Below are 14,987 nucleotides of genomic sequence, written 5' to 3' on the forward strand. Positions count from 1 at the left end.
AGATGTTGCGCGTTGGGGGCGGCTCGTGCCTGGGCTAGGGCTCGGACAGGTAGCTCGGGCTCGATCTCTAACTCGATCTCGATCTCGATCTCGATCTCGAACACGATCTCGATCTCGATCTCGCTCTCGTACTCGAAAGGCGTGAGCCGCCGGGGGTGCACTCGAATCGACCCTCATCGCAAACCCCGGCGTCCCACAACCACCCAACCACACAACCACCTAACCACAACACGCGCCCCCCCGAACGCGCGCTGCGCCTCTACCTCACATCACATCGCGCCCTCCACCTCCCGCACCGCCTCCGGGGTGCGAGACTTGGGTAGCGCCTCATTAAGCTCCGGGGCCTGCGGCGGCAGCGGCAACGCCCCGCTGGCGTAGCCGTTGAGGCAGTAGTCGACCACCCGGCGCATCAGCGTATCGAGCTGGCGGGCGGCCGCTTTGTTGGGGATTTTTCCATCGGCATCGGGGCGAGCCTGGTCGAGGAAGGAGCGCCACCAGGGAACGATGCCTTCGAGCACCGAGGTCGGGTAGCTGCCCTCGACACGCGGCGGGTTGATGACCGCGCCGACCGCCTGACCCACATCGATGGGGGTGGGGGCGTCGTTTTGGCCGAGCTGATCCTGGATCAGCATCAGCAGATCCTCGTTGCCCTCCAGGTTATGGGGCAGCCGGGCGGTGTCGACCGCCGAGGTGACGGGGCGAGAGGCGGTCTTCGGCGGCTCACGGTGGACGTAGGTGACGCGGTGGAGCACGCGCCAGACCGGGTTGTTGAGGTTGATCTCACGCATCGCCCGGGCGGTGGGATCGTTGGAGAGCTGCAGCCACTCGCTGTCGACGATCGACTGGAAATCGGTGGCGTTTTTGCGCTCCGGGGGCAGGTAGTAGGACATGAAGCGGTACATATGCACTTTGCCCGGCGCGGTGCCCTCGCGGTAGGCGCCCGGGGAGCTCCCGTAGTCGGGCGTGCCGCCCGGGTCCCAGGCTCGCAGGTAGCCCTCGCCATCGACCGAGACGTTAAGGCTCATGCCCTGCGAGAGGGTGTGCGCGCTGTTGACGCTGACTCTGTGGCTGACGCCAAACATCAGATCGAACCCGCCCTTCACCGAAGGCGCCTGTAAGGCTACCGAGACGCCACCGCTGGCACTTATGGAATTGAAGCCGGAGTAGGTCCGGGTAGACGTCGCACTGTAGGACTGCGACTCGGCGTGGAAGCCGCCGTCGGCCGACCAGACGTAGCGGTTAACGATGCCCTGAGCCGGGAGAGCAAGAGAGCGTACATCACTGGTCTCACCATCAAAATCGACGGGCAATTCACTCTCAATCGGAGAAAGGTCGGCATTGAACCCGTGGCCGCGGTCGATGGCGTCAAACTCTTGCATCTTCGCACGGGCCTGCTGGGCGCGCTCTTCGATGCGGCTGGCGAGCGCGTAGGCCTGCACCGGTTTGAAGTAGCTGGCGCGCCCGGGCGGGTCGCCGCCGCGACGGGGGTCGTCTACAAGCCCGATGCGCCCGTCGAGCGAGCCGGCGTGGGTGTAGCCGTCGCGGATCGGGAAGATCAGGATGTTCTGATCCGGCGGAATCGCCGGGTTCGGCAGCACCACCGTGCCCACGGCCGCCCCGGTGGGTCGGTAGGTCATCGCGTACATGTCCGCGGTGAGCGACTCCACCAGCGCGTAGCCCACGTTGCTGACCTCGAACCTGCGGCCCACCTCGGGGTTGAGGTAGTTCTCGGGGTTGGGCTCAAAGGGCTCCCAGTCGCCGGTCACCCCCTGGGTATCTTCGCTGGTCAGCGACCACTGCGCTCCGAGCGATTGCCCCTTATCATCGCCCCAGTTAATCGCCACGTCGGCCTTAAACATCAATGAGTGCTCACCGTTAATGCCATCATTGACCATCATAAAAGGCGTGACTTTGGAGATCTCGAAGGACCAGTAGGGACCAAAAGCACCACTCACATTCCCCGAGAACGCGGTTTGAATCGAGGACTCAAAGCTCATCGACTCCGCCTCGGCCCGTGAGAGCGTGACTTTGGTGGTGTCCAGGTACTTCATGAAGGGACCACCGCCCGGCGAGAGGTAGTAGGGGCGGGTGAGGTTCTCGGAGGGCACGGGCGGGGCGCCCTCGATGTAGCCAATCAGCGTCGGGTCGGTCTGCACCTGGCCGATGTAGGTCAGCTGCAGCTCGCCCAGGTAGAGGGGCTCAAGGGGGGCGCTGTTGGCGTCGAGCAACAACGAGCGGTGAAGCGCCGAGCGCGGACCGGTCTCGGTCTGCTCGCTCATCGCGTAGGCGCCCACGCCGAAGCGTCCGGTGGCCGAGCGGTGGTAGAAGGTCACCGTTTCGCCATAGACGTTGCGGATGGCGCCGCCCTCGTTGGAGATGGGCACCGCCTTCTCGGAGAAGCGCGCGGCCCCGGGGATGGGGTCGGCGTTGTTGCCGCCACCGGTGATGTCCAGGCCCTGGCGCTGCGCAAAATCCCAGCCGGCGAGGAGGCCGTCCTCGTCGCCCACAAGCGGGGAGAAGCGCCGCGAAGCGAGCTCGGTGGGGGTCATCACCCGACTCCAGAGGGAGAGGCGGCCAAACGCGCCCTTAAAGCCCTGCTCGGACTGATCCACCGGGCGTCCCAGCGCGAACTGCGGCGTCTCGGTGTTCGCTGGCGAGGCGTCGGGTTTGAGCAGCAGGCCGACGTTGGAACCGTTGACCACGAACTTCACCTCGCTGGTCGCCCGCATCGCCGCCCAGGGTGCGGAGGTGTTCAGCGTGAAGTCGCTGCCGCTGATGGTGTCGGCGGCCACGCGCCCCTCCTGCTCGTGGAAGTTCCACTCGGCGGTGAGCGCGCGGGGTCGCGTTGGCATGTTGTCGCGGGGGTACTGCTCGGAGAAGATCTGGCGGGTGTCCTCCCAGGCGCTCCAGAAGCGCAGCCGGCCGACCGTGCCGCGGAAGAAGTTCTGCCCCTCGGTGAAGTCGCGATCGGTGGGCGGCACATACGCCCGCCCCAGGGTCACCGAGCGGGTCGAGCCCTGCACCGGCACGCTGGTCACGTCGTCGAGCGTTTTGGTGTTGCGCCCAACTTGAATCGGCGCGCTGCCGCCGTTGACGCCATCGACATAGAGCTCCAGCTCGGCAACGCCCTTGAGGTCATCGTCCTGGGAGGCGTCGACGCTGCGGTAGCGCGCGGCGATGTGATGGGTCTTGCCATCAAGCATGTTCACGCCCGCGCTGGTGATGCTGACCTTGTGGCGCTCGCCACTCATGGTCTGAGTGACGACCACGGTGAAGACGAGGTTGCCCTCGGTGTCGACCTCCAGTTTGTAGGACTGATCCTGTGGGCTTAGCTCGGAGGCCCACTGCGAGAGGATCGTGGCGTTCTCGGTGATCGCCTCGGGCATCACCACCCAGGTGTCGATGGCGAAGGCCAGGCCGGGCTCAAACTCCACGTCGGTGCACTCGGCCCAGTCGTAGCGCTCCAGGTCAAAGCGCGCCGGCGGGTTGAGCTCAAGCGCCCCGCCCTTCTGCAGGGTGAGCGCGACATGGTTCCAACGCCCGCTGATGACCACACCCGGGGCCTCCTGCGCCGGCAGACCGGCCACGCCGGCGATCAACGAGAGCTTGGCGTTGTCGGGGACCATATCGACCGCCTGCTCCGACGACTCGGTCAACTCACAGTCCCAGAAGTCGCCGGTTTTCCGAGCGATATTGCGCACATACTCGCTGCTGCCGTGCGCGCCACCGGTCTCCAGGGCGGCCAGGGGCCAGGCGCCCAGCAGGTCGGCCTCGTTGCCGGTGAGGCTTCGGAACCACTCGGCGCGAATCTCGCTGATGCTGCGCGCACGGCCCCAGTAGCGCACATCAAAAAGCTCACCGAACACACTGGCGCCCTGGTCGTCGTTGCGCCCCAGGATCATGTAGGAGCCCGTCGTCTCCATGAACTCCAGCTCGGGGGACTCGACCATCAGGATGCCGTCGACCACCAGCGTCAGCCGCCACGTGCCGGAGGTGGGGTTTCGGCGCCCGACGACCGCCACGTGGTTCCAGGAGTCGGCCCCGTCGCTACCCATCGGCAGGGGGGTGGGGGTGCGCACATCGGGGTTGAGCTCGAAGTCTGAGTTCTGCGAGCGCACCACAAGGTGGCGCCCGGCATCCAGGCCAATGGCCAGGAGCTCGCCGACGTTCGGGTGCTGGATCTGCACCACACCGCCCAGGGGCGGATGGCTGCCGCTGCCGGCCGGCGCGGGCTGAGCGTCGGGCTTGACCCAGAACTCCCAGGTGAAGTCGCTGGTCGGCGTAAAGTCAGCGTTCTCGCTGGTGCCCGACATAAAGAACGAGGAGTCCTGAGTGTCGGGCTGCTTGTCGTACGACGCGAAGTTGAGCACGTCGGCCCCGGCGAGGTTGACGCGGTAGTCGGCCTCGGGGGCACCGGCGGGCAGATCGAGGTCTTGATGGAAGGTGACCAGCCGGCGCATGGCGCTGCCTTCGGGCTTGATCCAGCCCTCCAGAGTCCAGGCGTGCTGCGGGGCGAGCGCGGCGGCGCGGGGCAGCGGGTCCTGGCCGGTGTGGACCGGGACGCTCATGGCGTCGGCTGACTCAAAGGCCAGCGCGATGTTGGGCGTCTTACGCAGCCAGCGCCCGCCGTGGGCCGGGTCGGAGGCCTCCGCCAGCCCGAGCATCCCGCGGGTGGTGTGGCGCTTGAGGGCGGCGGCCGTGTTCTTCACAAAGGCCGGAGCGCCGTCATCGGGGGTGGGACCATCGGCGTAGAACCCGATCATCTCGGTCAGCGCGAAATCCCCCTCGAAGATGTGACCCTGGGAGACGGCCGCGTGGTCACCGGTCTGCAGGGTGACGCTGGCGGCGTTGAGCTCGGGCATCAGCAGATCGAAGAGGGCCGCGCAGCCCCGAAGGTCCAGGCGCGGGCGCGGCGCCGAGGTCGGGCGCACCCGACCGCCGGTGCTCTGGCTGTTGATCACGAGCTTGAGCGCGGCGAAGTCGGCGTTTTGCCCCAGCGCTTCCACAAAGGCGTGCACCTCGGCGGGCAGCCCTTCCACCCGGGTGACGGTCTCGCCCAGGGTGAAGGTCACGTCGAGGCGCTCGGAGCCGGCCTGAGCGCGGGCCACGGCGATGGTCATCTCGGAGAGATCGCCGGCCTCGGGCCCGGGGACAAAGAGCACGCTCGCGGGCAGCGCGCTGGCGTCGGTCTCCAGGGCAAAGATGGCGGTCGTGCCCGCGCCCGGCGCGTAGTCGTAGACGCCGCTGTCGGCCGCCCCGGAGAAGATGTCCTGGTAGGCGCCGGCGTGCTCGGGGAGGTCGGGCCAGACGAGTGTGATGGGTGCGGATTGACTGCCAAGGTGCAGGGTGGCGCGGCGACGCTGCAGGGAGTCGCCCTGCTCCTCCACGGTGATCGTCTGCAGCGCGAGCTCCGAGCGCGTGGACACAAAGCTCGCCACCGGGTTGAGCCGGGGGTCGTTGACCTCCCCGCCCCACCCCATCCCGTTGAGGCGAAGGAGCGGCACGCGCACCAGCGGCTGGTCGCCGTTGTAGTCATAAAAGACCCGCGCCCCGGAGAGGGCCGCCGGGTCGGCGGCGTCATCGGTGGCGCGACCGTTAAGCGCGGCGCGGAACGCGCTGACCTCGCGCGGAACCCCCTGCCAGCGCTCGTTCGACCAGCCCAGCTCCGTGGGATAGGTGATGCGAAGATCGCAGAGGTCGGGGTGACCGGCCACATCTTCAACGCTGATCTGCGCGCCCTCCATCAGAGGGCCGCTGATGCGCGAGACCATATACACCGCGCCGGCCGGCTGCTCGGTGGCGGTGGGGTGATCCCAGTCCAGGGCGATGAGCGTGCGGCTGGTGCGCGTGTCGAACTGCGCGACCATCGCCTGGGGAAGATCGGGGTTGAGCGCCCCCCAGGTGTCGAGCACCTGCTGCGGATCGGGGTTGGGCCCGGCGTGGTAGAGGTGCAAGAGCCCGTCTTCGCCCACCCAGAGCAGGGGATCGCGCTGAGCTTTCACCTGCCCGAGCGCCACCTTGCTGACCATCAGGCCGTCGACCACGCTCACGGTCGAGGGGAGCGCTTCGGGAGTGGGAAAGGCCGGCGAATCGTTGTCGGGGGTGAAGGTGTGGGAGGCGGCGTCGTAGCTGCCGTCGATCAGCACCACCTGCTGATCGTCAGCCGCGAGTGCGGCGATGCGCCCCTCGGTGGTGAGCCCGAAGTCGTAGACGACCATGCAGGGATCAAGCCCCGGGGCGCTGGCTGCAAACGCCAGCATCAGACGCCCGGCACGCTGCACCTCCACCGGCGACCCTTCATCGCCGACCACCGGCTCCTGCTCCGCCCAGAAGGCCAGCGTTGGCGAGAGCTGTTGAGGGCTCAGCGTCACGTCAGTGCCCGCCAGGGCGGGTTGCAGCAGCGGCAGGACGAAGGGCTTCTGGCCCAGGTCCACATCGAGCCCGTCGCTCTCCTCAAAGAAGAAGAGCTGCACGCCTTCGGCGCCGGTCACGGCCACGTACCAGCTAAAGAGCTCGTCGTCTTCGGTGGGCACGCGCGCCACTGCAAAATGGCCGTGCTCGGCTCCCTGCACCCCGATGAGCTCCAGGGTCGGTGTCAGAAATGGCGCGCCGGCCGGGTCAAGCGCCCCGCGGGTGTCGGTGTCGCCGGCGGGCACATCGCGCACCCCGCTGCGCTGAAAGCGCACCTCCCAGGCCGGGCTGAGCGCGTAGCGGCTCTCCTCTTTATGGTCGACGCCCTCGACTTTGGTGGCCGAGAGCATGAGCTGATCCACATAGAGGGTGCCCGAGGTGGAGGGGCGAAAGATCAGGATGTAGCGGTCGATCACGACCACCTGAAAGGTGGCGTCGGCCGGTGAGGCCTCCACGCTCTCGGACGCCAGGGTGAGCAGGTCCATGCCCGCCAGGCGGATCTCTCGGAGCGCGGCGTTGGGCTGACGCTGCCCGTGAATCACCTCGCTGGCCCGCCGTGAGAACCCGTAGCGGTACCAGCCGTTCCACTGCGGCACCTCGTCGTTCTCCGCGGCCTCCCCCGGGTCGAGCACCTGAAAGTAGATCGTGTCGCAGGCGGCGTCTTTCTCGCGGGCAAAGGCCACGAGTTTGTTCTGCAGGTTCACAATGACCGGCTCGGTCAGGGTGACGCCCCAGGCGTTTGAAGAAGGTCCAACTCCGGGTGTCTCAATCATGGCAGTCCTCATCGGGTCAGCGCGTATCGCAACGGGTGTGAGAGAGCGGGTGTGTGAGAGCGGGCGTAAGCGGGCGCTGTGCGCCCCTGGTGCGAGCTCGCGCCGGCCCCCCTCCCCCCCGTGGAGCGGGCCCGGCGCGAAGGGGTCGGGCACCATCAGGCCTTGTTCACGACCACGGTCGGGCGCATGTAGGTGTAGGCGCCGCCGCAGTCGTAGCCGGCGTCGGTGTCACGCGCCGACACCCGGTACTTCGCGGCGTTCTGCCCCTTGATTCCCACCGTGAAGCTGTGAATCGCCTTCCCGTTGAGGTGGTAGGACATGGTCACCGTGGTCTGAGGATCGATCTGGTAGGTGACATCACCCCGGCACCCGATCACCGAGGCCGTCGAGCTCTTGGCCTGGAAGATGTATTCGCTCTTGCCGGTGGGAAGCTCCTGGACCTTGATGTCGATCACGCCGTCTTCGACATCATCCCCGGCAAAGATCAGCGTCTTGCCGGAGTTGTTCTCCATGGTCACATCGACATGGTTGTAGCCCGGTCCGAGCTCATCGAAGTTTGTCTTGTTGTGGGCCTGGCGAAGGCGACCGACCAGGTCCTGAATCTTGGCCACCGACATGCGCTCGGAGGGCTCCCGAATCGCCACGGTGAGCAGCTGGCTGGCCTTGTCGTAGCTGTAATCCATCGGGACCCCGTGCACCGTGGCGACGCCGGAGGTGGTGTCGCCTTCCACAAGGCCGTGACCTTTGAAGTGCTCGGTCACATAGCTCATCTCTTCGGGGGTCACGCCATCAAAGGTTGCTTTTTCAGACATCTTAAACTCCTGATCGTACTGTGGGGGGATTACGCAGTGAGGCGGCACCATGCCGACCTCACCCCCTCCCCTGAGCAACAGGTGTTCCAGCGCAGCAAAAACATAAAAAACACACCCCAGACAAACCCTAAAAGCCCCGCAATATCAGCATGATAAAGCGCCTGGCCTTTTACTCAACGCAGGACCATCACGATGTATACCCTCCGGTTGCGTGTCATCTCATGACACTCGATATCGAGGGAGAGTCACGCATCAACACCTTCATTTCGGGGCGGATTCATCGTAGATATCCAGGAGTATGACGCCGTGAGCAGTCGTCTGAATGGCCATGCTGCGCACAAAAAAAAACGCACGCCCCGTGGGGGGGCGAGCGTTTCCATGATCGCGGCTTATTACGCCGTGAGCTATCGTTGACGCTGTGTCTGCTCACAGCGTAGTACGCTAAGAGCGCGCTCAGGCTTTTTCGAGCTTCACCGTCGGGGTCATCTCCAGCCAGGGACCGCGGTCGCTCTCGCACACGCAACGGGTCTCGGTGCCGGTGACCGTGGCCTTGTAGCGCGTGGCATTCGCTCCCTTAATCGTCGCGCTGCACTGGTGAAAGGGCGGACCATCCAAAAAGTAGTTGATGGTGAGCGTGGTCTGCCCGTCGATCTGGTAGCTGACGCTGCCCTTCGCTCCGGCCACGCTCCATTTGGCGCTGCGCGCTTCAAAGGCCAGTTTCTCCTGCCCGGACTCGATGCGATCTTCGATGACGCGCAACACACCGACGCTGACGCTCTCCTCGGAGTTGATCAGGGTCTTTCCAGACGTGTTGTGAAGGGTGACCTCCACGTGGTTGTCGGCCGGCGCCAGCTCATCAACATCATCCTTAAGAAGACTTTGAGGCCGGCGTCCTTCGCGCTCGATCAACGCGGCGATCTTCGGGGCGGTGATGATCTTCGAGGGCATCAGAAGCGCTACCTCCAGGGTCTTTGCCTCGGCGTCATATGCGTAACGCAGCGGCGAGCCCATCACGATCATCGCACCGCGATCGGCGGGGGTTTTGAGGTATCCCAGCGATTGTAGATGCGCAAAGACGCGGTCCTTCTCATCCCGGCTGAGGTTTTCGATCACGGTTCCTTCTACGTTCATCGTCTCCGACATCATCTGCTCCGTGGGTTGTGTAGGACATCTGGTTTCGGTGAAAGCGCCGCGCCTTTCGCGCCGCTCACGTTCCGCTCATTGCACAGAGTGCTCCACCCCCGAACAAACGCCCCCAAAAATCAACAAAAGCCATGAAAATCAAACACTTAAACATCAAAAAGACCTCGCTCACCATCTCATAACGAGGCTGACGCCGCGTGTCAGCGTCCGCCCCTGACGCTCCGAAACGCTTCGGTGTCAACGCGGGACACCGGAACGAACCCTCGTGAATCGAAATGCGCTCTTGCACACTGGCGCGTCGCGGATAAAGCTTAAGCCTCAACGCAAGCTCCGGTGGATGGTCCCGCAAACGGTTGTGGTCAGCGACGATGTACACATATCTGCGCAGCGCGCTCGTCAGGATGGAAGAGGCCAAGACCTTTGAAGCCGGCGCCGGCGCACTGCTCGACGCGCTCCAGGGGGTCTTCGATCGTGCACACCCCGGGCGCGAGGCGGAGGTGCATCAAAGCGCGGTGCACCTGCGCACCGACCAGAGCTACGTGAGCCTGGTGACCCACAGCGGCGCGCATGCCACCACGCCCTCGCATGAGGGCGCCCGCTCCGCCGAGCTCTGGAACTGGACCCGGCGCTTCGACCGCCCCTTCATCGTGGATACGCGCCTTCAGCGCCTCCGGCTCACCGACGACACCGCCGACGACTGGCTGGATCTCGGTGGGGAGGCCTCCCCACTTCCGCTCACCGCCAGCGTCGTCCGTTTCCTGGAGCAGGAGGCCACCCACCTCCTGGTGCTCCCCCTGTGCACCTCGACGACCCCGCTGGCGGGCATGATCACCCTGGAGTTCTGCGCGCCCACCCACACCGGCGAGTCCTTCCCGCCGCCCTCAACCGTCGAGGCGCTGGAGAGCTACGTCGCGCTGCTCGCCCACGCCCTGCTGCGCCTTCCCGTCGACGCGCCCGACGCGATCGGTGGCGGCGATCCTCTGCTCCCGGTGGTGGGGCGAGCGATGGCCCCACGCGTCAACCTGCTCAAAGCCTTCGCTGGCTATGACGAGTGCCTGCTCATCGCCGGCCCCACCGGCAGCGGCAAGTCGCGCATCGCGCGCTGGTGCCACGCGCACTCCACACGCGCGGAGAAGCCTTTTGAGGTGCTCGACCTGCTCACCGTGCCGGAGTCGATGCAGATGGCGCATCTTGTGGGCTGGCGCCGCGGAGCCTTCTCCGGGGCCACCTCCCACGTCGACGGCGCGCTGACCCGCGCCGAAGGCGGCACCCTCTTTATCGACGAGATCGACAAGCTCTCGCTGGAGACCCAGGCCGGGCTCTTGCACCTGCTCGAAGAGCGCAGCTTCCAGGTGCTTGGCGAGAGCGGCGGGCGCCGCCAGGCGGACGTGCGATTTATCGTCGGCACCAACACCGACCTGCAGCGCGAGGTCCGCGAGGGGCGCTTTCGTGAAGATCTCTACTACCGCATCAACGTGCTCCCGGTGGCGCTGCCCCCCCTGGCCGAGCGCAGCGATGAGATCGCGGCCTGGGCGGCGTTTATGGTGCGGCGCTGCGCCGAGAGCGCCGGCGCCGACGCCTGGAGCTTCTCCCCCGAGGCGCTGCGCACGCTGGAGGCGCAGCGCTGGCCGGGCAACCTGCGCGAGCTCGACAACGTGGTGCGCCGCGCGTTCATCATCGCCCGCAGCCGACCGGAGTCGGCCGGCGATCGTTGTATCTCGCCGGGCGCCGTCGAGCGCGCCCTCTCCCTTGGGGGGCCCTCGGAGCGCACCTCCATCAGCGCGCCGCTGGAGCAGGCCGCGCGCGCCTTCATTCACCTCGCGCTGCGCGCCCGTGAGCGGGAGATGCCCGGCGAGGGCCTCGACCTCGAGTTGAGCGAGGCGTTCTCGGGCTACATCATCGAGCAGGCCGTGGCCTGGACCGACGACAAAGCCGAGGCCTTCGGCCTGCTGGGCTGCGCAAACCTGGTGGAGCATAAAAACCACCACCGCCGCTACCGCCGCGCGCAGGAGGCCATTGAGGCCCTGCTCCAGGCGGAGTCCCACATCCTTGAGGAGCCCCCGCGATGAGTGATGTCGGCCTGCCCCCGCGCTACCAGGCCCTGGAGCTCTACGCCGAGACCGGACGCAACCGGACCCTTCGGGCCCGCGACCGGGAGAGCGGCCAGGAGGTTGTCGTCAAGCTCGTTCGTGCGCAGGGCTTGCCCTCTGGTCGCGCCTGGCGGGAGGCGGCCATTCTCAGTCAGATCCGCCACCCGGGCGTCGTCCCGCTGCTCGACGAGGGGCGCCATCAAGGGGTCGACTTTCTGGTCACCCCCCACCTCGACGGCTCCCCCTTTCCCGGCCGCAGGCCGCCGCGCGCCGACGACCTGGAGCGGCTGGCCCGGGCGATGGCGGAGACCCTCGCGCACGTCCACGCCTGCGGGGTGGTCCACGGCGATCTCAAGCCGGACAACGTCCTGGTCGACGAGGAGGGTCACTGCACGCTGCTCGACTTCGACCTCTCTCCCCTGCCTCATGATGATCTGGCGAGCGCACCGGCCGGCGGGTTAACCGGGAGCCTGGCCACCATGTCTCCGGAACAACTTCGGGGGGCCCGAGCCACCGCCGCCTGCGACTGCTACGCGCTGGGGGTGATGCTCTTTCAGGCTGCCACGTCTCGCTGGCCGCACCCCCTGGAGAGCCGGGCGGCGCTGATGCGCGCGCGCCTTGCGAGCCCGAGCGTGAAGCTCAGCCACCTCACTATCCCGATCTCCGACGAGCTCCAGACGGCCATTGAGGGGCTGATGCACGCCGAGCCCCACCGCCGCTTCGCGCACCTCGACGCCCTGGTGTCGTGTGCCTCCGCCAGCGAGAACGACGCGTTGACCGCACTCTGGTTGCGCGCCAGCGGCCTGAGCGACGTCATTGCGACCCTCGACCCCACCTCGCGTCACACCTTCACAGGCACATCAGATCTGCACCCCGATGATCTGCACGCGCTGCTGCGACTCGCCATCACCTCCCGGAGCCCGCTCGTCGAACTTCAGCGTGGGAGCCTCCCCTTTGAGAGCCTGCCGGCGGACTGGCGGGCCGCCCTCCCCGAAACGCTGCCACTGCACGAGGTCCACCGCGCCCTCGCAAAGCGTCTGACGGCGCAGCTTCAACGGGGCCCGGTGCTGGCGCGGCGCGCGCATCTCGACCCATGGAGCCTGGAGCTCATCGACGCGCTCCCCTGCGATCATCCTCTGCTCGAGATCCTTGAGCACGGCCCGGCGCGCCACACGCTGTCGGCCCCGGGGCCGAGGGATCTCGAAGCGATCTTCGACGGCTCCTCCCGCATCTTCGGCGTGCCTGAGCGCGCCGCCACGCTGCTGGCCAGGCGCAGCGCGGGCCGCCTCGGCGGCATGGCCGCCCTCCTGCAACTCTGGCGCCGCCAGGGCCTGGGCTCCTGGAAGGGGGCACGCTTTGCGATATCGCCGGTCGCCCTCGAACATCTCGAAGCGCAACGCAACCTCGCAAGCCACCTGCCCCCGGCCCCCGACGATCTTCGGGAGCCCGACGTCGAACTCTTACGCTGGGTTCAGATCGCCGGCGACTCCGCCACCCTCCCTCGCCTGGCGCGCTGGCTGGACCAGCCGACCTGGAGCGTGCGCGCCCGCCTCCTCGCCCTGCACGACCGACGCCTCCTGCACCTCGCCACCGACGAGGCGGTGCACGCCCGCGTCGGCCTCATCGGCGCGATGGACCCCTCGGCGCTGATGCCCTACCACCGCGCTATCGCCGAGCAGCTCGAGCTCGGGCAGGCGCCCCGTTTCTTCCATATGTGGCGCTACGCCAGCGATGAGGCCATCGCCTCCGAGGGGTGTCGCACCGCCGAGGTCCTCGACCGTCAGGGGCAAAGCGATGAGGCCATCGCCGTGCTTCGCAACAGCCTGCGCGCGGCCTTTCTCACCGGCGAGCCCGCGGCGATCACCCGGGTGCTCGAGACCTGGGCGTCCCAGGTGTTGGCCAGCGCCAGCCCCCCTCGCCAGGAAGCCTGGCTCGCCAGCGTGGAGCGCCTCCCCGCGCACCTCAGTGAGCCCTTAAGCCGCCTGATCGAGCTCGTGGCGCTCGCTCGCCATTGCTGCCGTGGTCGCGCCGCCGACTACATCGCGCCCCTGCGCGCGCTGGGCCCCTTCGCCTTGCCACGGCTCGAACTTCGCCGCCAGATGTACATCGCCCGGGCCTGCAAAGACCTCTCTATCGACGCCTTTGAAGACGCCCTCGACCTCATGCGCCCCTGGGCTGGCGAGCACCCCGACCCGGAGGTGCGCGGCAGCTTCGTGGGCTGGCAGGCGATGCTGGCCTTTCACCGCCACGACTTTGAGCGCGCCGCCGACCTCCACGCCCTGGCCGCCCGGACCAAAACGCGCCCCAGCGCCCGACAGGCCTCCACCCTGGCCGAGGCCATCGCACGCATGGAGGCCGGCGATTTTGAGCGCTCCCGCACCCTGGCTCGCGCGCTCATCACCGGCGCGCACGCGCGCCACCAACCCCACCACCTCGCCCGCCTGCACAACCTCATCCGCACCAACGCCTACCGCCTGGGTGAGTATCTTGAACCGGAGCCCGAGCGCGTCGAAGAGCTCGCGCCCCTGGCGATGCCCGAGCTGCGCGCGCTGACCGCGCTCACCGAAGCCGCCATCGCCTGGAGGGCCGCAGAGCCCTCCCTGGCGCGAACGCTCTGCGCGGCCGCCCACGACGACTGGGAAAAAAGCGGCCATCGCCCCGGCGCCGACCTGGCCCGCGCCTTCTCCGCCTTGCTGCACCCCGCAGAACCCGCCAGCGCGCTGACCACGGCGACCCGCCTCATCGAGCACGCCCCCCCGCGCATCGCCCTTCAGGGCCTCGCCATGCTCACCACCTCCCTCCCCCATACCCCGCACCCCTGGCACGACGTCACGCGCCGCTACCTGCACGCCCTCTCCCAAACTCCGGGCCACCGGCGCATGGAAATCCTCAGCGTCGACGAATGCCGGCGCCTGCTCAAGCGCCCACCGCCTTCCGAACCATCGGTCTCCCTCCCCCCCTCCGCCTGGCTCGCCAGCGTGCCCGCAGAGGGCTGACCCCCCAACAAAACACCCGGGAGTCCCACCACGTCTGCGGCGAGCCTCCCGGGCGCTTTTCGTACATCAACGACGTGGATGCTCAGGTCATCCAGGGCTGGTACGTCTCGTTGATCTCCCAGCTCGACGTCCCCTTCCCAAGATCCCCCATCTTCTCCACCCAGACGTAAAACTCCTTCTCGTTATGAACCCCCGGAACCGTCATCGGATTAAAGGTCACCGGCTGGGAGTGGGGAAGCGGAAAGGGAATCCCGTGCTTGAGCACCATATAGGAATCAAGCTTATCTCCCCCGGGATCGTTGACCCAGAAATACCCGGAGAGCTCTCCATCAAGTTCAATCTCCCAGGGACCACCATCGAGCTGAAATACAGGCATGCGCTTCCTCGTCTACTGAATTGCACCATCCACTCTCGGCCTACGACGCCCGGATCGGGATCAAGCTTAGCGCGAGCGCTACGCTCGTTGAGATCATGACTCGTAAACCGGAGGCGACACCGTGGCATCGCCACCGAAAAGGGTCAAGTCAGCGCGACGCAGAATCGCAACGCCCTTACGCATCCCCCGTACCGGGCACTCGCCCTCACGTTAGGAAGGGCTATTACCTCGCGATCGTCAAAACTACGCCCCGAAACGATGCCCGATGCCCCGCGCGCCCCACCCTGGTGTGGCATGTTGCGACATAGGCTCAGAAGAGGGATGGGGGAGGCCAGGGGGCGCGCTCTTGGTCGAACGGGTGCTCGGGTTCGAACTCGAACGCGATC

6 protein-coding genes are annotated in these 14,987 nt (G+C 66.9%); 2 read left to right on the forward strand and 4 right to left on the reverse strand.

Annotated features, from left to right (window positions below):
- Positions 1–269: 269 nt before the first annotated feature.
- The 3 genes from FRC96_RS15210 to FRC96_RS15220 form a co-directional block, all read right to left on the reverse strand.
- Positions 270–7,184 (reverse strand): LamG domain-containing protein, encoded by a 6,915-nt coding sequence (locus FRC96_RS15210; RefSeq protein WP_230470302.1) that lies wholly within the window; start codon positions 7,182–7,184, stop codon positions 270–272.
- A 155-nt stretch (positions 7,185–7,339) separates the two neighbouring features.
- Entirely contained in the window at positions 7,340–7,996 is a 657-nt protein-coding gene (locus tag FRC96_RS15215; RefSeq protein WP_146975651.1) for a hypothetical protein, read from the reverse strand.
- Between the two features lie 453 nt (positions 7,997–8,449).
- On the reverse strand, positions 8,450–9,139 hold the full coding sequence (locus FRC96_RS15220; RefSeq protein WP_146975653.1) for a hypothetical protein: 690 nt from the start codon (positions 9,137–9,139) through the stop codon (positions 8,450–8,452).
- A 368-nt stretch (positions 9,140–9,507) separates the two neighbouring features.
- On the opposite strand from FRC96_RS15220, the gene FRC96_RS15225 reads away from it, so the two are divergent.
- Positions 9,508–11,208: a sigma-54-dependent transcriptional regulator gene (locus tag FRC96_RS15225; protein WP_146975654.1), complete on the forward strand. Its 1,701-nt coding sequence runs from the start codon at positions 9,508–9,510 to the stop codon at positions 11,206–11,208.
- Positions 11,205–14,225 (forward strand): serine/threonine-protein kinase, encoded by a 3,021-nt coding sequence (locus FRC96_RS15230; RefSeq protein ID WP_146975656.1) that lies wholly within the window; start codon positions 11,205–11,207, stop codon positions 14,223–14,225. Before FRC96_RS15225 ends, FRC96_RS15230 begins: the two co-directional genes overlap by 4 nt.
- An 82-nt stretch (positions 14,226–14,307) precedes the next feature.
- Here the strand turns inward: FRC96_RS15230 and FRC96_RS15235 are convergent, their stop codons facing one another.
- Positions 14,308–14,601: a hypothetical protein gene (locus tag FRC96_RS15235; protein ID WP_146975658.1), complete on the reverse strand. Its 294-nt coding sequence runs from the start codon at positions 14,599–14,601 to the stop codon at positions 14,308–14,310.
- Between the last annotated feature and the right edge of the window lie 386 nt (positions 14,602–14,987).

It is taken from the genome of Lujinxingia vulgaris (genome assembly GCF_007997005.1).
Classification (GTDB): domain Bacteria; phylum Myxococcota_A; class Bradymonadia; order Bradymonadales; family Bradymonadaceae; genus Lujinxingia.

What these genes read in the sequence shown, in the direction of transcription:
- FRC96_RS15210 (WP_230470302.1), bottom strand. Translation starts at nt 7,184, where the DNA reads ATGATTGAGACACCCGGAGTTGGACCTTCTTCAAACGCCTGGGGCGTC.
- FRC96_RS15215 (WP_146975651.1), bottom strand. Translation starts at nt 7,996, where the DNA reads ATGTCTGAAAAAGCAACCTTTGATGGCGTGACCCCCGAAGAGATGAGC.
- FRC96_RS15220 (WP_146975653.1), bottom strand. Translation starts at nt 9,139, where the DNA reads ATGTCGGAGACGATGAACGTAGAAGGAACCGTGATCGAAAACCTCAGC.
- FRC96_RS15225 (WP_146975654.1), top strand. Translation starts at nt 9,508, where the DNA reads ATGTACACATATCTGCGCAGCGCGCTCGTCAGGATGGAAGAGGCCAAG.
- FRC96_RS15230 (WP_146975656.1), top strand. Translation starts at nt 11,205, where the DNA reads ATGAGTGATGTCGGCCTGCCCCCGCGCTACCAGGCCCTGGAGCTCTAC.
- FRC96_RS15235 (WP_146975658.1), bottom strand. Translation starts at nt 14,601, where the DNA reads ATGCCTGTATTTCAGCTCGATGGTGGTCCCTGGGAGATTGAACTTGAT.